Source organism: Salipaludibacillus keqinensis (assembly GCF_003226325.1).
Taxonomy (GTDB): Bacteria; Bacillota; Bacilli; order Bacillales; family Salisediminibacteriaceae; genus Salipaludibacillus; species Salipaludibacillus keqinensis.
On the sequence record NZ_PDOD01000003.1, the window covers coordinates 84,903 to 110,505 of the forward strand.

General features: G+C 41.9%; 13 protein-coding genes. 12 read left to right on the forward strand and 1 reads right to left on the reverse strand.

Going from position 1 to position 25,603, the window contains the following annotated elements:
- Window positions 1-175 precede the first annotated feature (175 nt).
- The 10 genes from CR194_RS12820 (at window position 176) to CR194_RS12865 (ending at window position 15,688) form a co-directional block, all read left to right on the forward strand.
- Window positions 176-1,300, forward strand: coding sequence for a glycosyltransferase family protein (locus tag CR194_RS12820; RefSeq protein ID WP_110610091.1), 1,125 nt, complete (start codon window positions 176-178; stop codon window positions 1,298-1,300).
- Between the two features lie 35 nt (window positions 1,301-1,335).
- On the forward strand, window positions 1,336-2,109 hold the full coding sequence (locus CR194_RS12825) for a glycosyltransferase family 2 protein (protein WP_110610092.1): 774 nt from the start codon (window positions 1,336-1,338) through the stop codon (window positions 2,107-2,109).
- A gap of 145 nt (window positions 2,110-2,254) precedes the next feature.
- Window positions 2,255-3,031, forward strand: coding sequence for an ABC transporter permease (locus CR194_RS12830; RefSeq protein ID WP_110610494.1), 777 nt, complete (start codon window positions 2,255-2,257; stop codon window positions 3,029-3,031).
- Window positions 3,032-3,046: 15 nt separating this feature from the next.
- Window positions 3,047-4,615 carry an ABC transporter ATP-binding protein gene (locus tag CR194_RS12835; RefSeq protein ID WP_110610093.1) on the forward strand — a complete coding sequence of 523 codons (1,569 nt, stop codon included), beginning with the start codon at window positions 3,047-3,049 and terminating at the stop codon, window positions 4,613-4,615.
- Between the two features lie 62 nt (window positions 4,616-4,677).
- Window positions 4,678-6,591: a glycosyltransferase family 2 protein gene (locus CR194_RS12840; protein WP_110610094.1), complete on the forward strand. Its 1,914-nt coding sequence runs from the start codon at window positions 4,678-4,680 to the stop codon at window positions 6,589-6,591.
- Between the two features lie 19 nt (window positions 6,592-6,610).
- Complete coding sequence (locus CR194_RS12845) at window positions 6,611-8,026, forward strand: ATP-grasp fold amidoligase family protein (RefSeq protein ID WP_110610095.1); 1,416 nt, start codon at window positions 6,611-6,613, stop codon at window positions 8,024-8,026.
- A 27-nt stretch (window positions 8,027-8,053) separates the two neighbouring features.
- On the forward strand, window positions 8,054-9,670 hold the full coding sequence (locus tag CR194_RS12850; RefSeq protein ID WP_110610096.1) for an ATP-grasp domain-containing protein: 1,617 nt from the start codon (window positions 8,054-8,056) through the stop codon (window positions 9,668-9,670).
- Window positions 9,671-9,703: 33 nt separating this feature from the next.
- Entirely contained in the window at window positions 9,704-11,302 is a 1,599-nt protein-coding gene (locus tag CR194_RS12855) for an ATP-grasp domain-containing protein (RefSeq protein WP_110610097.1), read from the forward strand.
- A gap of 101 nt (window positions 11,303-11,403) precedes the next feature.
- Complete coding sequence (locus CR194_RS12860; protein ID WP_110610098.1) at window positions 11,404-12,987, forward strand: acylphosphatase; 1,584 nt, start codon at window positions 11,404-11,406, stop codon at window positions 12,985-12,987.
- Between the two features lie 502 nt (window positions 12,988-13,489).
- The gene (locus tag CR194_RS12865; RefSeq protein ID WP_110610099.1) at window positions 13,490-15,688 is read left to right on the forward strand and encodes a CapA family protein; all 2,199 of its coding nucleotides are present in this window, start codon (window positions 13,490-13,492) and stop codon (window positions 15,686-15,688) included.
- A gap of 75 nt (window positions 15,689-15,763) precedes the next feature.
- On the opposite strand, the gene CR194_RS12870 is transcribed toward CR194_RS12865, so the two are convergent.
- Window positions 15,764-17,455 (reverse strand): glycoside hydrolase family protein, encoded by a 1,692-nt coding sequence (locus CR194_RS12870; protein WP_233254356.1) that lies wholly within the window; start codon window positions 17,453-17,455, stop codon window positions 15,764-15,766.
- A 237-nt stretch (window positions 17,456-17,692) separates the two neighbouring features.
- On the opposite strand from CR194_RS12870, the gene CR194_RS12875 reads away from it, so the two are divergent.
- Window positions 17,693-21,718, forward strand: coding sequence for a peptidoglycan-binding protein (locus CR194_RS12875; protein WP_158282258.1), 4,026 nt, complete (start codon window positions 17,693-17,695; stop codon window positions 21,716-21,718).
- 134 nt (window positions 21,719-21,852) lie between these two features.
- Window positions 21,853-25,503 (forward strand): peptidoglycan-binding protein, encoded by a 3,651-nt coding sequence (locus tag CR194_RS12880; protein WP_158282259.1) that lies wholly within the window; start codon window positions 21,853-21,855, stop codon window positions 25,501-25,503.
- Window positions 25,504-25,603: the final 100 nt, after the last annotated feature.

The following is a 25,603-nucleotide window of genomic DNA, read 5'->3' on the forward strand; positions in this document are numbered from 1 at the left end:
TCTTTTTTATGTCGTCGACAGAAATTTACACGGAAAGATAATCTCTATAGAAATGGATATGATATAATTACAAATTGGAAGAGGGAAACAGTTTGTAACAGGAAGCTAACATACCTATTGGGGAGGCTCCTTATCCTTAGTGAGTTCATGAATAGAAGAAGAGGTGGAAATGGTAATGTTTAATAGGAAGAAAGTGGTTCACATGACCACCGTCCATCACCCGTTAGATCCGCGGATATACTATAAAGAATGTACATCTCTTCATAGGTCAGGCTACGATGTGACGTTAATCGCACCGGACTCTTCAGATCTAAAGGATGAAGAAGTTCGAATTTCCAAGCTGAAAAAGCACTCTAGCCGATTAAAAGGGATGATATTCGGGACAATGAACGCTTATCGTAAAGCGCGTAAGTTGAAAGCAGACGTGTATCATTTCCACGACCCGGAACTAATTCCAGTTGCTTGGTTATTGAAAAAAAAGAACAATGTCGTGATTTACGATATTCATGAGGATTATGAAACAGGCATTGTCCAAAGAGACTATTTAACCCCCACTCTGAGAAAGATCTTAGCGAAAGTGTATAAAATCATTGAAAATAGATTGACGAAAAACATGGAGTTATGTTTAGCGGAGAAATACTATAAAGAGAAATATCCACGAGGGACATGCATTTTAAACTATCCATTGCTGCAAACCTCATTAATTAATCATGATACGACCAGCCCTAGAGTGAACCAGTTGTTATATACCGGTAATTTAACGACAGATAGGGGAGCGTTACTCCACGCCCGCTTGCCTTCGCTTGACCCGGACCTCTCCGTCCACTTTTATGGACGATGTTCTGAGCATCTCGCACAGCAAATGAAACAAAAAGCAGGAGTTGGAGAAGAGAGAATGCACATTGACGGTGTGAATCGTTATTTGCCTAAAGGAGAAATTGATGCCGCTTATTCAAGCAGACCTTGGCTTGCCGGAGTCGCTCTTTTCCCGCCGACAGACCATTATATGAAGAAGGAACTGACCAAGTTTTTCGAATATATGACAGCAGGGATTCCCATCCTGTGCTCTGACTTCCCTAAATGGAAGGAATTCATTGATACGTATCAATGCGGACTTTCCGTAGATCCCTATAACGATAAGGAAATCGTAAAGGCGCTTAACTACTTAAGAGAGAATCCAGAAGAAGCGAAGGCTATGGGGAGAAGAGGGAGAGAAGCGGTGCTCAATCATCTCAATTGGCAAAAAGAAGAAGAAAAGCTATTAAAATGGTATGATTCATTGATAAAGAAGGACACTTAAATGAAAGAAGTGACAAAGGTGCAGGTGATGGTCAAATGAAGTCAGTAGAGATAAATAACCCCGTTGTTTCAGTCATTACACCATCATACAACAGTGCTCAGTATATATCAGAAACGATAAACTCCGTGCTAGCGCAAACGTACCCTGATTGGGAAATGATCATTGTAGATGATTGCTCTAAAGATCAGACCGTGCAAATCATCAAAGATTTTCAGAGAAAAGATAATAGAATTAAACTGATCCAACTGGAAAAAAATCAAGGGGCGGCCGTGGCAAGAAACACAGCCATAAGAGCATCACAAGGACGTTTCCTTGCGTTTTTAGATAGTGATGATCAATGGATGCCTGAGAAACTGGAGAAACAACGCCACTTCATGGAATCAAATGAGATCGCCTTTTCTTTCACTCAATATGTCACGATTGACGAAGCAGGTAACAGAATCGGACTAGGTGATGAAATTCCTGAGAGAATCAAGTACAATCAGCTCATAAAGAGAAATATGATTGGCTGTCTAACGGTCATGTTAGATAAAGAAAAAATTGGTGAGATTGAAATGGTAAATATTCGTACAAGGCAGGATTACGTCTTATGGCTCGATTTATGTAAAAGAGGGTACATAGCTTACAGTATGAAAGAACCACTGGCCTTGTATCGTAGGCAAGAGCAATCGATTTCAAGTAACAAAATGGCCATGGCCAAGCAAAATTGGAAAGTTTATCGTCAAATAGAGCAACTAAGTCTCATGAAAAGCAGCTGGTATTTCTTACATTATATCTTCTATAAGTTAAAGAAATATGGAAAGAAGTAGCTCTGCATAGAGAGGTGGATGAGCCCTAGGCTTCCCTTCCTCCTGACAAGATCAACTAAGTGAAGCTATTCACCTTTTACGAATAGTTAAAAATTTATCCCGCTCAGCGGTGATGCGATTAGAAATGGCGGTGTCATCAACATTTATGCGAACGTATATGCAAGAGATACTGAAGAGGAAAGACCTCATCATTTATCTCATCAAATCAGGCTTAAAAGCAGAACATAGAAACAGTTACTTAGGTTATTTCTGGTGGTTATTAGATCCATTAATTGGTGTTCTTATTTATTACTTCTTAATGAGTGTACTTTTAGGAAGAGGAGGAGAGAATTTTGCCGTCTTTCTTGTGATTGGTCTCGTCGCATGGCGCTGGACTAGCACCGCGGTAAATAGTTCATCGAAGGCGATCATTCGATATTCATCGATCATTAATCAAGTGTATTTGCCTAAATCGATTTTTCCAATGACAAAAACTATCTCTCAGCTCGTAAACTTTTCTTTCGGTCTTGTGATTGTAGCGATTTTCTTGCTTGTGAATGGGATCATTCCTGGCTGGCAGATCATTTATATGCCACTGATCATTTTCGTTCAACTTGTCTTTTTATTAGCGCTAAGTTTATTCCTAGCGTATATTTCAGTCTTTATAAGAGATGTAGATAATTTACTTTCTCACATTATTAGAATATGGTTCTATTCGTCTCCAATCATTTGGGCAGGCGGGCGTTTACCAGACCAATATCAATGGATTGTAGATATTAACCCGATCGCACAAATTATCAATTCCTATCGAGATGTTTTGATGTATCATTCGTCACCTAATTTAGTTGCGTTAGTCTCTATAGGCGTGATGTCGATCATTTTTCTTGCGTTATTTTTGTACTATTATAGTAAAAATGAATACAAAATTATCAAGGCACTATAAAAAAGAGGGTTATGTATGTCAATGAAACCAGAAGGACTTCAACAAAAGGATGAAGAACGTGAAGTAGTCATCGAAGCGAAAAATCTCGGAGTGACCTTCACTACCGGGAACAGCGCTGATGATTACAAGTCCTATGTACTCGATCTCATTACAAACAAAAAAGATAAAAAAGAAAAAAAAGTGATCTGGCCCTTAAGGAATCTTGATTTCAAAGGCTATAAAGGCGAAATTCTCGGAATTATCGGCTCGAATGGATCTGGAAAAACAACCATTTGTAAAATGATTTCCGGAATCTTAGAGCCTGATGAGGGCAACCTTTACGTCGATGGAAATGTATCTGCCTTGTTTTCCCTAGGGATGGGTTTTGATAAAGAACTAACAGGCCGAGAAAATGTTTACTTAAATGGAATGATGATCGGGATTCCTAAAGCAAGAATTCATGAATTTATAGATGAGATTCATGAATTCTCAGGACTTGAAAAGTTCATGGACCGACCGATTAAAACGTATTCCAGTGGGATGAAAGCAAGACTCGGATTTAGTGTGGCCGCGTTTTTAGAACCGGAAATCCTTATTTTAGATGAGGCATTGAACACGGGCGATGCAGCCTTCGGACAAAAGGCCGCTGAGAAAATGAAAGAACTAGTAGCGAAAGCAAAAATGGTCATCTTAGTTACGCACAGCTTGAAATACGCCAGACGAAATTGTGACCGACTGATTTGGATCGATAAAGGGAAGATCAGGGCAAATGGTGACCCGAAAGAAGTCACAGAGCTGTATAAAGCGTCTGTTCCAGAACGTCAACCAAGAAGAAAAAAACGTCTGGATATCGAAAAGACGACTGCAGACATCAAGGACAGAACCATTGTGAAAGCAGAAAATATTGGTGTGTCATACGAAGTGAATAAAGAACAGTTTTGGGCGATTCGAGGCAACTCCTTTGAGATCAAAGAAGGGGAAGTGGTCGGCATTATCGGCCACAACGGAGCAGGGAAGAGCACCCTCTGCAAATTGATGACGAATATCTTAACCCCTGATGAAGGAACGCTCACGCTAAAAGGTGAAACAACGGCCTTGTTAGGCTATGGTACGGGATTTAACAGTCAGCTCACAGGTCGAGACAACATTTACTTGAACGGGATGCTGCTCGGGATTTCAAAGAAAAAGATTGATGCCGATTACGATAAAATCGTCGAATTCTCTGAATTAAAGAATGCGATTGATAAACCGATTAAACAGTATTCTAGCGGGATGCAGGCCAGGTTAGGATTCAGTATTGCGGCCACATTGAAGCCGGATATTTTTATTCTAGATGAAGCCCTCTCAACAGGAGATATTGCCTTTAAACAGAAAGCCAGCGAGAAGATTCAAGACATGATGGAAATGGCGAAAGCGGTCATTATCGTCTCCCACAGCATGGGCTTTGTAGAGAAAATCTGTACGCGGGCGATCTGGATGGACAAAGGGAAAGTGCTGTATGACGGCGATCCGAAAAAAGCGATAGAGCTTTACAGGGAAAAATATAACGTGAAGAAGAAAGTCAGAAAGCGCAGAAAGAGACCAGTGAAAAAATCAGCAGAGTAATCGTCTGGTGAAAGTAGCTTCAACAAAATATATCAAAAAACAAGGTGAGGTGTTGTTTGACCATGACAAAAGTAGACCAACTGAAACATTCACTGAAAGGCAAACTGACAAAAGATCAAAAGGAATTAATCAAACGAGTGGTTCCATTTATCGGGCTTCCCACAACACAAATCCAACTTTTAAAGCACAAATTAAATAACCTCGGCTTCACGGAGCGGGGATTAAAGGATCTTGAAGCTCAATTTCATAAAGCAAAAAATTTAAAGTTCAAAAAATATATCGCTTGGGAGCTTGCTCTTTGGCATACAAACCAGTACACAAAAACAGATGCTAAAAAAGCGCTCGATTATTTGGAAGTCGTTCTTCAAGACGAGGAAAACAAAGAAAAAGTCAGACGGGCAACGATTTTAACTGCTGAAGCGATGAAGCGACTTGGGTTTGAGTCCAATGGGAAGCGATTGCTCACCAAGGTGATAAAAGAAAACAAACACCCCGATCTTTATTTAGCAGGGGCAAACCTTGAAGAAGGCTTGCAAAACCGGATAGCTTGGATTAACAAAGTCTATCGTCATTACGGGCTAATGGAGATTAAATTAAATGAACAGCTATTAACTGAACGGGAGCCATACGACGCCATTGAGATGGAAATGAAAAAGACGTTAGTAGCTAATAAACGGTTACAAGAAAACAAAGTGACGGTCCTCATGCCTATGTATAACTCAGAAGATGTGATTCATTCTGCTTTATCGTCGGTGCAACAACAAACGTGGACGAACTTGGAGATTATCGTCATCGATGACTGTTCTACAGACTCCACAGTGAAGGCCGTAAAGAAATATCAAGCGAAGGATGATCGCATCACGCTCATCAAAGCTGAGGAAAATGGTGGGCCGTACGTAGCGAGAAACTTAGCTCTGAACCAAGCGACAGGTGAATTTGTCACGATCAATGATGCCGATGACTGGTCCCACCCGGAGAAAATTGAGAAACAAGTCCTCCACTTAATTAAGAACGATAAATTGGTTGGGAACATGTCAGAACAGGCTAGAATGACGAATCATTTTGAATTTTTCCGACGAGCACGGCCAGGAGAATACCTCTTCAATAACATGTCCTCCTTTATGTTCCGACGCCAGCAAGTACTTGAAAAGTTAGGGTACTGGGATTCTGTGCGATTTGCGGGCGACTCTGAATTTATTTACCGGGTTAAAAAGGTTTTCGGAGAATACGCCGTGGAAGAGTTACAGACAGGTCCACTATCTTTCCAACGACAAACGGATACGTCTTTAACTGGCAACGAAGTATTTGGTTTGCCTAATTATAAAATGGGGGCTAGAAGAGAATATGAAATGGCCCACGATCACTATCATAAGAACTCTAAGAACTTGAACTATTCATTTCCACAGCAGGTTCGTCCATTTGCTATTCCTGAACCGATGCGTCCAGAAAAAGAACAGAAAACAAATGGATATCGCAAATTTGATTTGATTTTCGTGGCAGATTTCAGGAATGAATCGGCGCTTACAAAAGAAGACAGAGCCAAGTTGGTCACCCAGTCTCCATCGATGCGAATCGGTTTCGTTCAACTCTATCGTTACGACACATCGCCGTATGCCGATGTCCATTCGATTTACAGAGAGCTACTGAACGACGGACACGCCGAAATGATTGTTTATGGTGAGAAGGTGGAGTGTGATCGCTGTGTAATTTCTGGTCTAGCGTGCTTGAATGAGTTTCAGCGATACGTGCCTGAACTCAAAGCGAAAGAAGCGGTCTTTCTTGTGAAAGAGAATGAGAAGATGAACCCATCGACGCCGTATGCTAAGCGAATCCAACACTACGTTCATGCAGAAGCAACAGGGTATCCAGTTTCGGATAAAGCTAGAAAAGCGTATTCTGAAGGGACCATGGAGTTGGCTAAAACAACATGGAGAGATTTTCACACATCTTTAATGGATCGGAATCAGAATTCCTAACAAAAGGGAGGGGCTGCCTTTGGATCAGAATGAGCAACAAAAGCTGAAGCAAATGATGAGAGAGAAAGCGGAATTCCGGAAGGTCCAAAGGGAAAAAGATGCCGCTGTCGAGGAATTGAATGACTACAAACATAAAGGGAACAGGAGGCAAACTGCTCCTGTGAAGGTTGTGAAGCGAGTCTCAAATAAACTTCAATCAGCCTTGTTCGGTCGCGAGTTTCAGAAACTCCGAAAGAATAACCGCCAATTGAAATCAAACTACAACAAAGCGGAACGAAAGCGAAATCTCACCGAAGAAGACTTAGCCAAGGCCCAGAAAAAAATCACCGAGCAACAAGCAACGATCACGATGCTTGAAGGAAAGTTGAAGCAGGCAGATCCAGATCAGTGGATCAAGCTTGTTTCTACTGCCTATGCTAACGGCGATGTGATAGACTGCCTTGAGGAAATCATTCAGTTAAAGCAGAAAAACAATCACGATTTTAACGAGGCGTTGTACCACAGTATGAAAGAAGCCGCCAAAGAAGAGAACGAAATCAAGTGGTTTGTTTATACGAAGATTCTCTCAGGTTTAAATGTGAACGAAGTACCTGAATTTTTGCTGAGGGGAATGGAAGATCAACAGACCGTATCTTTAGCTCCTGTCTCTTCGTTTAGATCATGTCTAACGACAAGATTGAGAAGACGCCAACTAGGGGAAGATCTCCCTGAATGGCAGCTCGATGATAAATCGACAGGCTACCGTTTTGCCAAGGAGCATTCGTTTACTGTGCCACAAGTGAATGAGCAGGTTTTCACGTTGGACAGCGTACCTAAACAAGCAGGCATTGTCATTAAACCTCATAATGGAGCCGGGGCCCGGGGCGTTTATCTGTTAGTGAATGAAAACAGAATCCTAGACGTGAAAAGGTCTGAAGTTTTGTCAGGTTGGGGCGAGTTAACGGCCAACATGAGGGAAGATTTAAAGCTGAACTGGGTTCATCAAGACGAATGGCGAACAGAACAGCTTTATTTCATAGATGACGAACAAACGGAACCAGCTAGAGATTTGAAATTTTATAGTTTTTACGGCAAAGTCGCCCTCATTCTTGAAGTGAAACGATTTCCAGAACCAACGTATTGCTGGTGGAGCCCCGATGGTTCGCGTGTTCATACAGGAAAGTATGAGAACAAGTTGATGGCCGGTGAAGGCTTTTCCAATGAGGACCTTTTGAAAGTGGAAGCATTGAGTAAGAAAATACCGGCCCCGTTTTGTCGTATTGACTTTCTGAAGACGAGCCAAGGGCTTGTATTTGGTGAAGTGACGCCGAAACCAGGAAATTACGATCATTTCGACGACAACACCGATCAGATTCTTGGCGAGTATTTCCTCGAAGCGGAAGGCCGGCTACAAAGAGACCTGTTACAAGGCAAAAAATTTCTTGAGTTTAGGTAGGCAGAAAAGATATTGGAGGCGGAACTTATGAAGAATAACGAACAACATTGGCTCCCTCACCTTTCTCCTCAAGTCGTGGAGGAAGCGAAGGGTCACTTATTGTGCGGGTACACGATCGCGTTGGAAGGATGGAGGCGTGGTCTTCAACTCACATGGTATACAGACCAAGCGGCTCCTTTTCAATCCATGAAAACGTGGTATGTCCATAAGCCCGGGAAACTTTTCTCCCTTTCTTCTTCTACCCAGACTCATTATTTCTTCCGTTCTAGAGGGGATCTCGTTTCCAATGAAGCCGTTGAAGCCGGTGGCGATAAAGGTGAAACGAAGAAGATTCTCTTAAGCGCACAAGTTCCTACTCCTAAGGGGGACACCTTTTCCTCAGATGTAACGGATGAAGCCATTAAAGAATTCGCAGTAAAATTAGGCTATCCTCTTGTATTGAAGCCTGTGAACGGGAGTTTTGGCAGGGGAGTTATCAGTAACATTTCAAATGATGAAGATCTTGCCAAAGCTCTGTATCTCGTCAGAGGCGAATTAAACGAGAAAGAAGTCATCGTCGAAGAGTACCTACCAGGCAAAGAATACCGCCTCTATGTGGTAGGGGACAAAGTCGTTGGAGCGATCGAACGAGTTCCGGCGAATGTGACAGGAGACGGAACAGCCACTATCCGTGAATTAATGGAAGCGAAAAATCGGCAGAGAAAAGACAATCCACGGTTAGTCAGCTGTCCGATCGAAATAGATGACGAGCTCATGCAAAAACTTGAAAAAGAAGGTCGGTCCCTTGAAACGGTGCCAGGAAAGGATGAAGTTGTCTTTCTGAGAGAGAAGAGCAACATCTCTTTAGGGGGGGACCCGGTGGATCGGTTAGATGAATTATCTGACGAGGTGAAAAGGATCGCGATAGAAGCATTACAAGCTTTTCCTGACTTCCATCACGGTGGAGTGGATGTGATCACACCGTCATCTGATTACGGTAGTGATGCGGTTGTTCTGGAAGTAAACCCGACGGCGCAGATCGGCTCACTCCTTTTTCCGATGAAAGGAAAGGGACGGAACATTCCTTCGGCGATCATCGACTATTACTTTCCAGAATCAAAGTCTCAGGCCAATAAGAACCGAAGAACGGCCTTTCATTTCAAGGAGCTTCTTCTGCCACTAGAGACGAGGGCGACGATCTCAGTGGATGTCCCGCCACCAACTTCCGACAAGAGGTACCACAAGACGTTGATCGTTGCCGGTGAACTGAACGAGCTGGAATTCAAGCAGGGCCTAAAAAAAGCGGCCGTTCGCATGAGTGTTAGTGGATTTATGGAGGCGAAGTCGAAGCACACTTCTTTCTTCTATATTCAAAGTGATTCAGAGGAAAAGTTAGGTCAGTTTGTTGACTACATCCAAGGTGAGCAGAGCGTTCAGCATGTGGAGTTATTTCCGATGGATCACTCCCTTCTCTTTTTCAAACAAGGCTTCGAAATAAGGGAAGACAAGAATCAAGTGATGAAAGATTTGAAACGGCTCAAACGTAACATGAAAAAACTGCAGCGGAAACAATCACTTCTCGTAGGTCTAGTTCACTCGTATACTTCCACGAAACAATGGGGGAAACGAGCCTACTCTTCCATAAAAACGAAACGAGTCTATTAGTCGCCGTCGTCGACAACTTTTGGAGGTTTACTTATGGTAACCAGTCAGTTTAATTGGCTTCCTCATTTGGAAAATGCCATTCCGTATGAAGCAACGCAAAAGAAAATCAGTTTGTACACGATTGCTCTTGAAGGTTGGAGAAGGGGTCTCACGCTGAAATTCTATTCGGAAATAGATGGAAATCACGAGCATCAGCTCCGCTATTCCCTAGCTTCCAAAGAGCGAGAGCATCACTTTCAAGGATCTAAAGGGGATAAGATTTCAAATGAAGCGCAACGCATTTGCGACGATAAATACTTGACCAATGAAGCGTTGAAAAAAGCAGGAGTCCCTATTCCTCTAGGCAGAAAGTTCGAAAAAGAGAAGACAGATCAAGAGCTCGTGCGCTACGCGGAAGAGATTGGCTTTCCCATCGTTTTGAAACCGACGAACGGCTCCGGTGGGAAGGGTGTCATTGTCAATATTACGTCTGTTGATGAATTAACACGGAGCTTGCAGTATGTCAGAAAGCAGCTGAACTACGAAGAAGTGATCATTGAGCAGTTCATCACAGGGGAAGAATTCAGAGTGTATGTCCTCAATAATGAAGTTATTGCAGCAGTGAACCGTCTTCCCGCGAATGTGATCGGTGACGGAAAGAGCAGGATTTCACAACTGATTGAACAGAAGAACGAAGAGCGGAAAAAGGTTCCTCACTTGTATAACCGTCCGATTAAACTGGACAAGCAGTTTTATACGACGACGGGTGCGATGGGAATTACGCTATTAACGATTCCATTGAAAAATGAACGAGTTATGCTGAAGCGGATCAGCAATATTTCTACCGGCGGCGATCCGGTGGATGTGACTGATACAATGACTGAGGAAATGAAGCAAATCGCCATCAATGCTGCCAATGCCATTCCCGATTTGCCTCACTGTGGCGTCGATATGATCATTGACCGGAACAGAAACAAAGGTGTGGTCATTGAATTAAACACGAGACCAGGGATCGGTTCTCACTTGTTTCCTATTGAAGGAAAGGCACGAGACATCCCTAAAGCGCTCATTGATGACTACTTTCCTGAATCGGACCATGAGAAAGCACGTCGATCCGATGTGTATTTTCCGTTAAAAGAGATTGAATATGTGTTGCGCAAGAATTACGGAAAGGAAGTCATTGTCACACCAGCGCCTTCTGAACCAGTGGTCTTCAAGAAACTGAGTGTGAAGTCAACGGAATCACTGAAACACCTGAAGTCAGACTTGAAAAATCGCTTGCTGTCAGAACATCACATCGGCTTCCTCGATATGAAAAACGATCGAGAGTTTGAAATAGTGCTGGGGAATCCAGATCCCAACAAACTGCAGGATGCAGTAGAAAACTTAAGAAACTTTATAGAGAAAGGCAAAAGGGTTGATCTGACGATAGAACCATTCAGTGGCCCGGTCAGTGCCCAGTTTGCCATCATCGACCCCCATGTGAAAAAAGAGGATGATCTTTTTCACGAAATAGAAGAGACAATCGCAGAACGCCTAAAAGTAGAAAAAGAAATACAAAAAGCAAAAAAGAGATTAACTAGTATCAAAAACAGCCGGTATCTTAAATGGGTTCTTCGCAAAAATAAAAGGACTCTATTAGACAAAAAATGAGACTTTCCTCTAAAAACAACTATTTTTTTTGAGGAAATCCGTTAAAATAAAGAGTAGACAAAGAAAACATGTAGCAAAACAAGATATTGGAGGACGTTATCGTGATAGAAACGAAATATAAGTGGCTGCCTCATTTAGAAGATGCAGTTCCAAAAGCAGGACAAGGAAAACGAATCAGTACTTACACCGTTGCATTAGAAGGTTGGAGACGCGGCATTCGCTTAAGATTTTTTAGCATGTTTGATGAAGAGAACAAACTAAAGGTCCGCTATTCTTTGAAATACAAAGATCGGGAGCATCATTTTGCCTTGTCTAAAGGGGATAAAGTGACCGACGAAGCTTTTGACATTTGTGATGATAAAGATTTAACAAAGAAATATTTAAGTAAAGCAGGAGTTCCCACACCAGAAGGAGCAAAGTTCTCAGAAGACGCGACGGATGAAGAAGTATTAGCCTACGCCAATTCTTTAGGATATCCTCTTGTTCTAAAACCCGTGAGTGCCAATGGAGGAAAAGGAGTCTTTGCGAACGTTCAAAACGAAGAAGTGTTGAAAGATGCCATTCCTTACGTACGTAAAGAACTGGAATATCCCGAAGTGATCATTGAGACACATGTTCCAGGAGAAAAGGAATTTCGTGTCATCGTTCTAGACGACAAAGTGTTAGGTGCAATGCATAGAATACCAGCGAACGTCGTAGGAAATGGTCAACAAACGATCAGACAGCTGATTTCCAGCAAAAATGCGTTCAGAAAACAGAATCCTCATTTAACGAGCCGGATGATCAAGATCGATAAAGAAGTCATTTATATGATTCAACAGGCAGGATACGAGCTTGATTCCGTTTTAGAAAAGGACAAACGAATCTTCTTACGGGTTCAAAGTAACTTATCTAACGGTGGGGACTCGGTCGATGTAACCAATGAGCTATCACCTGAATTAGAGAAAATTGCGATTGATGCCACAAAAGCGATTCCAGGTCTTGCCCAAAGTGGCGTAGATATTATTGTCGATGAGGAAAACAACACAGGTGTCGTCATCGAAGTGAACTCACGTCCTGGTTTAGGGGGACACCTTTTCCCTATGGAAGGGACTCCTCGAGACTTTGCAAAAGAATTTATCGATTTTTATTTTCCTGAAACGGCAAATCAAGTAAGGTCAAACCTTTACTTCGATTTCAACAGCATTATCGAACCGATTAAAACGAGGTCCGCGGCGATGGTTGAATTGCCACTCCCTCCTCAAGGGGAACTTTACGGAAAACGTTATAATGTTAAAGGACAAGTCCAAAATGTCGGCTACCGCAAGTGGATTAAACGGGAAGCATTAAAGCGGGACCTTCATGGCCTTGCCAAAAATGAAGCGGACGGCTCAGTGTCTGTGGTTATTGCTAGTCCTGACAAAAAGGCTGTTAATAAATTCAAAAAAGTCTGTATGGAAGGCCCAGAAACAGCAGAAGTGACAGAAATCCTTGAACAAGAATGGACGAAGCCAATTCGATTAGGATTCAGAATGATGTCCGCACCGAAGAAACTAAAACAAGGTGACTACACTCGCTTAAGTAAAAATGATTACAAAGTGATCGCCCGGAAATATCATCAGATGACCAACAGTACGACATGGAAAATGACAGCACCAGTTAGAATAGCTTTAGACTTGATTAAAAAGGTCTTGAGAAAGAGATAAGAGTTACATCAAATAAGCAGTGGTTGCTTGTTGTTTTGAATTTCAGTTTTAGTGCTTTATTTCAATAAGACGGCTAAATTAATCGACGAACAATGACATTAATTATTTTTTGCCGTCCACAGTCCTTTATATATTAATGGACAGGAGTGCCCTGTCTATTCATGTAAAGGACTTTTTTATGGAGCCATATAAGGGCGAATAAGTTGGCTAGTAGAAGTATAATTGATTACTTGAAGAGAACATATATGAAACACATGGTGGATATATATGTATGAAAATTAAGTGCCTTGTAGTCATTTTTGAGGAGAGTATCCTTTAACCACCTTAAAATAAAATTTCTGTCGAATAGTAGTGGTGTGTAGGTTAACATCATGGAGACTTTTCAAGATAGTAGTTGTATGCGTGAGAAGACGATTCAAACAGAAGGTCTAAAAGAGTTTCTAAATTTGTAGTAATGGGTATTTCAACTACATGATAAGAGAGTTTGGAAGGATGATTATAAATGACAATAAAACATACTATAACATTTGCTGGAGACACGAGTTTAGGTGATTGGTACCTTAGTAAACCAAATAGAAAAGCTGAATTGGATCGATTAAAAAATGATCCCTTTTCTTTTGTTGAAGGCGTGAAACCACTCATTCAGCCTAATGATTATTTTATATTAAATTTAGAAACAGTATTATCTGACAACCCCTCAGGTTTTCTGGAAGGAAAGCAATATCCAAACTATGATAATCCCGACAGCACCCTAAGTGTGTTAAAAGATCTCGGAGTTAACGCAGTAAGCTTATCAAATAATCATACAATGGATTTTGGTTCGAAAGTGATGTTGGAGACAAAAGACAAACTTAAAGGTGCAGGTATTGATTTTTTTGGTGCCGGAGAAAATTTGAATGAAGCATCTAAACCACTAAAAGTTAAAATAAATGGTGAAAAAAGTTCTAAGACTGTTTATGTGTTAACAGGTATGAGAGCATCAAGACGTTATCGAGAGGATTATGGTTTTTTGGCGTCCAAAGAAACTCCTGGAGTTAATTCATTAAATATGACGAAAATGACAAATAATATAACGAAATTACGTGAACGGGACCCAGAAGCAGTAATTATTGTATGTCCACACTGGCAAGGTATTGATTATAAATGGGTGACACCTAAACTCGAGGATAGATGTCGAAGATTTTTAGAAGCAGGCGCTGATTTTGTGTTTGCTCATGGGACACATATGGCCAACCATATAGAAAAAACAGACAAAGGGACGATCGTCTACTCTATTGGAAACTTTGTTTTTAATTCACCTGGTCGATACAGTAAGATGGAAGCTCCTCCCTACAGTTTGGTAGTAAAATTAAATTTAGAAGAAAATGAAGACAATTGGAAAATAGAACCACAATTTTATCCGATCGTAACCGATAATAGAAAAACTAAATTCAAGGTCCGTTTAGCAAAGGAAGAAGAATGTAAAGAATTAGCTCAATTACTCAATAGTAAAACTACTAATGAAACAGTAGTTCAATCACTTGAAAGCAAAGATGGATATTATTTAAGTGCTTCAAATGACTCGAATTTAGCTAAACAAAACAATAAAGGGACTTCAGAAGTCGACCTTAAAGAGATTATTTTTGGTGAAGGGTCGATGTCTAAAATTGATTTAACTGATGATAATACTTTTGATAAACATATTGCAGAACTGGAAAACCTTCATAAAGAAATTGATACTAAATTCTTTGATTTTTACGAACATATTGTTAAGAATAAGAATGTTCGTAACGATAAAGAGAAGTTAAGGAAACTAAGCAAAGTAGTGAAAAGAGAATATTTAAGCCATTTTTTCTTGAAAAGATTTGAACGTAAGCGAATTAGTTTAAATAAAGCAATGTCGTTTAAAGAAATTATAGTAGAAAAATCAGCGCTTCGCCGGTTAGGTTATCCTGAGTATTCTTGGAAATTAGATAGAAAAACAAAAGCGTATCAATTTGCTGACGAAATAGGACTTAGACGACCACAAACAGATCCTACAGTTTATAAATTTTCTGAAATTCAACAAACAGACGGTCCAATCGTTATAAAACCAATTCAATCAACAGGATCGATGGGTGTATACTTGATCTTCAATAAGAACACCATTTTGTCAGCGAGAGAAGGGACGTATTTAAATAGTTGGGCAGAATTAGAAGAAGATGTATTGAAAAAGTTAGATGCAAGTAAATCGGGTAAAAGCGCTTTACTAAAAAAAGATGAATGGATGATCGAAGAATTAGTATTAAGGTCTCCTGAAACAACCGAACCACCTGCTGATCTAAAATTCTTTTGTTTCTATGGTGAAGTCATCTTTGGTTTTGAAAGTAATCGATCTCAATATCAACAATATAGCTTCTTTGATACAGATATGAATTTAATTGAGACAGGATGGGACGATAAGAATTTACTAGGAGGATCGGGATTTACAAAAGAAGATTTAGACATTGTTAGATCAGCAAGTCTTGAAATACCAACTCCGTTTGTGCGTTTTGATATGTTAAAAGGACATGATGGATTGGTTTTTGGTGAAGTAACACCTAGACCAGGAAAATTTCACTTATTTAACAGTGAGTATGACCGTATATTAGGAGAAGCTTACCGAAGAGCGGAAGCAAGAATAACGAGAGATTTATTAAATGGTAAGAAATTTGAAGCGTTCAACAAGCACTTTGAAGCTTAATGACTAAATAAGACAGCCTAAGATCACAAAAAAAACACCTCAGTTCATCAGAACTAGAGGTGTTTTCATCGTTAATTAATAGTTATTCAAGATGTTGTAGAAAGCAATTAAGCTTGAAATATTGTGTTGAGTATAGTCATTTCTTAATTCGTAATTTTTCAGACCAGCGTGGAAAGCACCTAAACATAGTTTTTTGTTCGTGTAGTACATGACTGATTCTGGTTTTAGTTGCATTTGTAGTTGAAACTTGATTGTTTCAATGATCGTTTTTTTGTACTGGTCAGCTTCTTTCTTATGGCCATGATCCATCGCCATCCGATATGCAGCGCAAAGACCTTCAGACCGACAAGCTGCCGGAGTGGAACGTGGTGTGCCTGGCTGTTCGAATGAACCAATCCATTCAGAGTTATATTCTTTTTTATCAAGGCGTTGAGCTTTAACAATGGCTTCACTAATGAAGAACGCATGCTTCATGTACATGTCTTTAGGACGCTCTCGGTAAAGGTCATTCAGAGCATATAATAGCCAGTGGTCATGCGCGATGCTGTCTAGATCAGCTTCTTTATCACGAATATTAATTAAATAATTGGCTTCGTTCTCTGCAAGATCCAGCCATTTTTCATTCTTATCCACTTGGTATAAACGGACTAGTGATAGAATCGCTTCTCCTGGATAATAGTGAGATACAAATCCACTGTCTTCCCCTGTTGAAAAGACTTGCTTATGGACGGCGAACTTGCCAGTTTCGTCCTGAAGCTGACCCATCCAAGTTGCCATGTCTTGCATGAGTGGAACATACTCTTTGTTGCCTGTTAGTTGAGTGTACTTCGCTAAAGTGACAATGCTTAAACCATTGCCGCCTAACTTACATTTGTTTTTCTCAACAACGACTTGAGCTTTGTGCCCATTGATTTCGATATCTTTTACTTTAGTTAACAAGTATTTAATCGCTCGTTCGATGGCTTTCATTAAATTCTCATCAGGCATAAGCTCGTATGTTTCCAACATTGAGTAGGTTGTGCCTGCATGCCGCAAAATATTATAGTCATCTGCTTGGGTGACTTCTTGGGGCATGTATGAATAAATATATTTCCCTTTTGAATTGACGACTTGTTTATAGTAATTATCTTTTGTTAGCTCAATAGCCTTCCAAAGGTCTTCTTTTGATAAATCTTCGTATGTTCGGTGGCCACGGTGAAGAGGGAGGTAGCCATCTTTATCAATATAATGTGAGTCTGTTCTAAATTTAAACAGATCCATAAAGTCATTACCTATAAAGTTTTTTGTGATCTTTTGCTCTGGTAATAAGAAATGTTTTTCGAAGGCATCAAATACACGATCCTTCTGAATGTGTCTATTTTTAATCATTCTGTATGCTTCTACTTCTTCAGGTAAGAAAGCAGCCGAAAAGTCTTCTGAAAGAGCGAGTCCATCTTCACCTCTGCGATAGAAAACCTCGTCTTTATTTATATTAATTCTGCTTTGATCTTTCTTCACTGGAAGCAACATCGTCACCACGTCTAACTTCACAGAAACAGGCTTGAAATTAACGGCCTTGTTTTTTCTATAAACAGAGATCGCCTCTTCAATAGCCGATTGAACGTCCTTTCCTTTTCCTGTCGCCACGTAGGCTCTCATATATTTGTTACTGAAAGAGAGAAACACAACAACGTCTCCGTCTTTTGTTTTATAGGCATTAGTGTATTTTGTATTAGTGTTTGCCAAAGAATCCTTCTTTTTCAATACAACTTGAAAAATTTCTTCCATGAGTTTTTGCAATATAATAAACCCCTTTATTCACAGTTTTAGTCAACCTTAAAGATACCATATTCCCTTTTAAAGTCAATAATAGCAAGTCATTTCACACGAAAAAGTGATTACTACATTCCTATTTTTTGATATGTTGAGAGATTTCTACATAAAATTTCAAATTCAAGCAAAAGTCCTCTTTAAATTTACTAGAGACTGTCGATATAATACTTATGGGAGAGGAGGGAATTAATGGTGGTTAAAACAAAAACTACCCGGGTTTTTATCCTTTTCATGTGTTTTCTTATGACGTTCGGTTCATTTGGATCTTTAACGGGGAGCCAAGTATCGGCGAATGAGAATGAAGAAGGCTATGAAGACGATGAAGATTCCGGCCAGGATGAACCATTCATCTTGGGATTACCTTTAGAGGAAGGGGATGAGGATCAACAGGTCAACGTTTTAAAAGAAAAACTTGTCTTAGCTGAGTTGTTTGAGGGTTCTATCGACGAAACATTCGATGAAGAACTTGTGAAAGCAGTCAGTGAATTTCAAGCGGCTCAAGAGTTGGAAGTAACAGGTGAGTATAATCAAGAAACGAGAGAAGTACTGATCGATTATTTGCAAACGGAGAAAAACGTGGTGTACAAGATCGGTGATGAGCAGGAAGACATCGCCGAATTAAAGCAGACACTGTCCTTGTTGGAGTATGGTCATTTTCCAGAAGCCCCATCCAATTATTATGGAGAAGTAACTAAAAATGTCGTTGAAGAATTTCAACACATTCAAGAATTAGAGGTGACTGGAGCGGTCACGGAAGAAACAAATGAGGTGCTAGATGCTCTCGTGGATGAATTCAAAGCCGCTCAAACGCTAGAAGAAGAGGCTGTTGAAGAATCTACATACGATGAAGAACAGTCCGATTCAGAAACTACAGAAGAAGACGCTGCTGAAGAAACGACTTCCCGCGAAGAAACGAACGAAGGGGAAGAAGAAGGCGAAGCAGAAGAGCAACAAGAAACAAACGAAGTCGAAGAAGGGGATTCCGAAAAGGCCAAAGAAGAGGAATCAACAGAGATCGATGGACAAGAAGTAGAAGAGGGCGTGGAGGAAGAATCGGCTGAAGAAGAGTCAGAGACGAATCACACGGAATCATCTACGGACGAAGAAGCAACAGAAGAAGCTAAAGAAGAAGCTAAAGAAGACGAAGTGAAAGACGCAGACATTGATCAAGAATCAAATGAAGAGTCTGTAGAGACAGAAGAAGCAGAACAAGAAGAAAATCAAGATCAACAAGAGGAATCCATAGACAGCGCAGAAACAGATGAAGCTGGCTTAGAAAGTTTCTCTATGTCCATCATGTCCACTGAAGAAGAACCATCACTAACGCTTCCTTTTGAAGACGGGGATGCAGGTGATGCGATCGTTTCACTAAAACAAGATTTAACTGCGTTAGGATTTGGAAACTTCCCTAGCGGTCCATCCAATCGTTATGGTCCAGTCACTATGGGAGTGGTGGAAGCATTTCAAGACTATTACGGATTGAATGGCACAGGGATCACAGATCAGCAGACGTTAGACCAGCTAGAAGCTGAGCTGAACACGATTTATCGTGACGGACAAGCGCATGAAGAGATCCGTGAGATGAAAATTCAGCTAACAGAACTAGGATATGGAAACTTCCCTGAAAGTCCGTCAGATCGTTATGGATCAGTCACATCAGGGGTCGTTTCTGAATTTCAAGCAAGCGAAGGACTAGTTGTAAACGGCCTGGGTGATTCTGTCACGATCGCTTTATTAGAAAGAACCTATGAAGAGGAAGTATTTGAAGCGGAAAATCTAACGGTTCCTTATGAAGATGGAGACAGTGGAGCAGCCATTGTGACGCTGAAGGAAGATTTAACCCGACTTGGTTTCGGTAATTTTCCAACGGACCCATCCAATCGGTATGGTCCCGTTACAATGGGTGTCGTCGAGCAATTTCAACGCTATTATGGGTTGAGTGCCACTGGAAACACTGATCAACGAACCCTTGACCGTCTATCTTCCGAATTATCAACGATCTATCGTGACGGACAAGCGCACCGTGACATCGTCACATTGAAGGAAGATTTAACGCGAGTAGGCTATGGAAACTTTCCGAGTAACCCGTCTAACCGTTATGGTTCCGTGACAGCAGGTGTAGTTTCAGAGTTTCAAAGACATGAAGATCTTGTTGTCAATGGCATAGGTGATTCAGTCACAATAGCCAAGCTGAAACAACGAACGAACGAATATTATAATAGCACTCTCGCTCTTCCTTATGAAGACGGGGATGCAGGAGACTTGATCGTCGATTTAAAGAAAGATTTAACAACATTAGGGTTCGGCAACTTCCCAAGCAACCCGTCAAATCGTTATGGAAGCGTGACGATGGGTGTGGTCAAAGAATTCCAGAAGTACTTTGGATTGAGAGAAACGGGAGTGACCGATCAGTTGACTATGGAGCAACTTCAACAAGAATTGAAGACGCCTTATCGAGATGGACAAGCCAATAGTGCGATTATTCAACTGAAAGAGAACTTAACGACTTTAGGATACGGGAATTTCCCGACGAATCCATCAAACCGTTATGGAGCTGTCACGTCAGGAGTCGTCTCTGAGTTCCAAGCATCTCAAGGGCTAGTGGTCAACGGGTTGGGTGATTCGGTCACTTTAGCTAAGATTCAAACGCTACTCCCCGTGGAAGAAAGCATTGGAACAGGAACAGTCACGTCATCATCGAACTTAAACGTTCGCAGTGGTCCTGGAATGAGTTATGGGATTGTCGGACAATTACCGAGAGGAACGGAAGTAGAACTCCTAGAAGAAAGTGGCATGTGGTTCCGTATTAGCCATCCATCGATTACGTCGGCTCCAGCATACGTGAGCGGTTCATTTATTCGTGTAGAAACAGACGGATTGAGCTTACCTTACGAAGATGGTGACGAGGGCGATGAGATCGTTGACTTGAAAAAGAACTTAACAAAGTTAGGTTTCGGAAACTTCCCAAGTTCACCGTCCAATCGATACGGTCCGGTGACAGAAGGAGTCGTCAAAGATTTCCAAAGCTATTACGGATTATCAGCGACAGGCAAGGTCACTCAAGGGACATTGGATTACATTGATGAAGTCTTATCTTCGTCTTATCGTTTAGGACAAAAACATTCCGGAGTCATTGAACTGAAGAAGAATTTAAGACAACTAGGGTTTGGCAACTTCTCGTCTTCTCCTACGAACTCATATGGAGAGACGACGGAACGAGTGGTCAAAGAATTCCAACAGCATCACGGATTGGCTGTGAATGGGATCGGTGATTCTGTGACACTGATGAAAATCAATTCTGAATTGAATAAAATTGGTGAAACAGACTATGACCGAAGTTACAGCATGACCCTTCAGCAAATGTTGGATCGACAGATGACGCTTGGGCCACAAACAGACCTTTACGGTGGCGGATGGCAAAATGCGAAGCGTGATGATGTGGCGTTTTATTTAGACCCGACAAACTTCACGTTAGACCCGTCTCACCGAGACATGTACCAATTCTTAGTGTTATCTCAAACGTCAGGCGTTTCAGCCTCCCAATTGAATAATATCTTAAGAAACAAAGGCATTCTTCATAATCAAGGTGCCGTCTTTAAGGATACGGCTGAGAAAAATAGTGTGAATGATATTTATTTAATCTCACACGCCTTGTTGGAAACAGGTCACGGCACGTCAATCTTGTCAAATGGATCGATTGAGGTAGGTCTTATTTCCACGAACAAATGGGTATCCGTTCAACCGACGTCTAGTGGGAACAGAACGTATATTTTAGAGAACGTCTACAATGACAGGCTTGATCGTTGGAGTTGGATCCGGACAAGAAATGATGACTTCGACACGAGCAAAATTGATATGAAGAAAACATACAATATGTTCGGCATCGAAGCAGTGGACAGTGATCCTTATACGAGAGGATCTGTCCGTGCCTTTAGAGAAGGCTGGTTCACACCAGAAGCATCGATCCGAGGTGGGGCTCAGTTCATTTCTAGCAACTACTTTGCCCGAGGGCAAGACACATTGTATAAAATGCGATGGGATCCAGATTTTCATGAATCTGCCCTAAATAGCAACATCAGCGTCGGCAGATCATGGGCTTCTCAATACGCAACGGATATCGGCTGGGCTTGGAAACAGACGAGGATGATCAAAGAACTATATGATCAAATCGAAAGTCCATACTTGCCGTTTGAAATACCGAGTTATTTAGAAAAGTAAAACATTTGTCAAATCTAAAAAACTTTGGTTTTTCATGTAAAAATTAAGTATAATGGAAGCAAGAGTTCTAAATAATGAACTCTTGCTTTTTTCTATCGTTATTGTGTGAAAATTCAGGAAGTAGGTGGGGGCAGATGAAGGTTCTTTCATCAGCAACAAGGAAAGTGATTCTAGGGATGTTCGTATTCATGCTCATAACGAGTATGATCGCACCGGGCAGTTTCACAGAAGTAAAGGCAAACGAGCAGCAAGACCAGTCAGAGGAACCATACATAGACCCGAACATCCAAGCAGCATCCACCGACCAAGTTGATATTATCGTAGAACTATCTGCAGAACCCATCGCCGCAAAGAAATCAGAAGCTGAAGAAAACAATGTGATGTTTCAATCGGCTTCGGTGGAACAGGAACTAGAAACAGAAGCGGAGGCATTTATCAGCTTTTTAGACGAACAACAACTGGACTATGAAGAGATTCATCGATATGAAGAAGTGTTTAACGGCTTCAGTTTGACCTTGTCAGAAGAAGACGTGGCCAGTCTAGAACACTTTGAATCAACGAAAGGCATTTATTTAGATCAAATCTATGAAATTACCACTGAAGAGATCGTCGATGCCAATGCTTCAAGTGAGCATACAGCAAGCCTAGGAGTAGACGAGCTATGGGAACAAGGTTTGACAGGAGCCGGCGTGAAAATTGGTGTGATTGACACTGGGATCGACTATGAACACCCCGATCTCAAGGATGCCTATAAAGGCGGAGCCAATTTTGTTAATGATGGCAGACAGACTCCATTGGAAGGATATGATTTCGTAACGTCCACCCATGGGACGAATGTCAGTGGCATCATTGCTGGAAATGGCCGTGTCAAAGGAGTGGCTTACGATGCGGACTTGTATGTATACCGTGCCCTTGACATTGACAACCGTGGCAAAACGGGACATATTCTTAAAGGAATAGAGCAAGCAACGAAAGATGACATGGACATCTTGAACTTATCGTTAGGAAGAAATGAGAACGAATCCGATACACCGCTCACAAGAGGCATCAACAACGCCGTGAAAAATGGGACAGTCGTGGTCGTCTCAAGCGGCAACGAAGGAAGAAGTGGTGCCAAGTCTATCGGTGATCCTGGTACGGCAGCTTTAGCTATCACCGTAGGCGCGTCTCATAACGTGAACGGTCAAGAATCGATTGCTCCTTTTTCTTCAAGGGGCCCGGTTCACGAAACATACGACATCAAACCGGACTTGGTGGCGCCAGGAGTGAGTATTTATTCGACCTCTTCTCTTGCGAAGACATCCCCGGCAAACTACAACCATGCCTATAACTATTACAGCGGAACGAGCATGTCCGCCCCATTCATAACCGGGATGGCTGCTCTTTTGCTTGAAGAAAACAGGGAACGAACGCCAGCAGAAATCAAAGCGAGGCTGATGAACACAGCCATGGAAGTCCCAGGTTATAGCGTGAACGACACAGGTTCAGGGCGAGTGCAAGGAGAACAGGCCTCAACGACACCTGTCTTCGCCACCTTTACCGATGTGAACGATTATCTGAACGAAGGCAAGGTGAACCAGCTCCACCATGAAACAGGAAGCCTGAACTTCGGCCAGGTGACGATGGGAGGAGACTTTCGAGAGACTCGTTCAATGCAGGTGACGAACACGTCAGCAGCGTCAGTCGACTATCAAATGTCTTGGGATGTTCATGGTCCAGGGGAGAGTGTGTCCCTTGATATGCCAGAATCGATCACGGTGGAAGGGAACCAAGTAACAGAAATCCCTGTCAGTCTCGTGTCTACGGATGTGACGGAAGCTGGCTATTATGAAGGGTTTATCTTATTAGAATCAGACCAGCACCCTTCCCTACGAATCCCTTTTGGCGTGGAGGTCGATGTGGCGTCCAACCCGATTGAAACGTTGTCCATTGAACCTTCAATTTTTAATGAAGATCGAAACGAAACGATCGTTCATTTTCAAGGAAACGGTCAAGCGACCTCAAGCAAATTAGAGTTATTAGACAAAGAAACGGGAGCGGCCCTCGGCCTGATCCACGAAGAACAAGGTGGCCCTGAAGCGAGCTCCTTCTCTTGGGACTTAACGTATACTTCAGATGCGAACGAACAACAGGAAAAAATAACAGATGGCGACTATGTCATTCAATACACCGTCTATACAAGCCCTGCGCAATCTTTTTCCAAACAGGCAGCCTTCATGGTCTACAGTGAAACACCTGAGATCAGTATCCATGAAACAGAAGTCGCGAGTAACGATATCAGTGGACAAGTGGCTTCATATTTCGCCGACATAGGAGAAGCAGCTGAAGGAATCCAAGGAAATTATTCACTGGCAAACGAAACAGGGACGTACCGAACAGGATCCCTTCGCTTCTCTGACGATGGGCAGTTCTCCCTCCGTGACAAGTTACGGATAGGCGAATCGACCTTGACGATCGAAGCGACAGATAAGGCAGGCAATCAGGCAAGCGTTGATTTCACGATCATCTTCACTGACTCCTCTTATCAGCTTGGCGACGAAAGCCAAGGGGTAAAACGATTGAAAGAGAGAATGGCGGAGCTAGGCTTTGACCCTGATGAACAGCCAGATGAATTCTTCGGAGAGAAGACGGAAGCGATGTTAGTGGAGCTGCAAAACTATTACTCCATCCCGGCAACGGGCATTGCCGACGACGAAACGAAAAACAAAATGGCTGAGATCCTGTCGACTGTTTTCAAAGACCGAAACGAAGACGACCGGATTGTTGAATTGAAACAGAGGATCACTGGACTAGGATTCGGGAATTTCCCTGAGAATCCGTCGAATGTGTACGGCCGGGTAACCGCCAATGTAGTGAAAGAATTTCAAAGTTATTATGATTTGAGAGAGAATGGCATCGTCGATGAGGTAACCCTTGCTGTGATCGACGACTTATGGGAGCGCTCTTTGAAAGACGGCGACGATAAAGGGGAAGTCACTGAGTTGAAACAGAACCTTTCAGCGCTAGGATTTGGAAACTTTCCGACGAACCCTTCTCCTCGCTACGGACGAGTTACATCTGGCGTCGTTAGTGACTTTCAAGAACACTACGGACTTCACGTGTCTGGCACAGCGAATCCGATCACGCTGACTAAAATCAGCGAATTAATGAGCGACGTTTATGAAGATGGCGATGATTTACCTGAGATCGCCGACTTTAAACAGAAGTTGACCATGCTTGGTTACGGGAACTTCCCAGCCAATCCGTCTCCTCGCTATGGACCGGTGACCTCTAACGTCGTTAAAGAATTTCAGGCTGATCAAGGACTAGACGTAACAGGAACAGCCGACCGGTTGACGAGGGCGAAAATGGATGAATTGCTTGTCGTCGTTTATGACAATCGAGACGACGCTGGCGGAATTCAAACCCTGAAACAACAGCTGACATTTCTCGGTTTCGGCAATTTCCCTGAAACGCCCTCCACGCGTTACGGACCTGTGACCGCAAGAGTGGTGGAAGACTTCCAAGCCTACTATGGTCTTGGAGTAACAGGGGTCGTGAACGTCCAGACCTTAAACATATTAGAAAAAAATGTGCAGACACCTTTTCAAAACAATGAAAGCAATGCAAAAATTAGAGAGTTAAAGATTCAGCTCACGTCACTAGGCTTCGGCAACTTCCCAGCGAACCCTTCAGAAAACTACGGGCCCGTGACTGCCGCTGTCGTCAAAGAATTCCAACGAAGTCATGGCTTAATGGAAAATGGCATCGGTGATTCCAGGACGATGAAAAAACTATATGAGTAATTTTTGATTGAGATGAGATCCCTGCGCTGAGGCGCAGGGATTTTTTGGTGCAACCAAAAACAGAGGGAGCGCCACAAATCATGACAGGCAGTCGATAAAT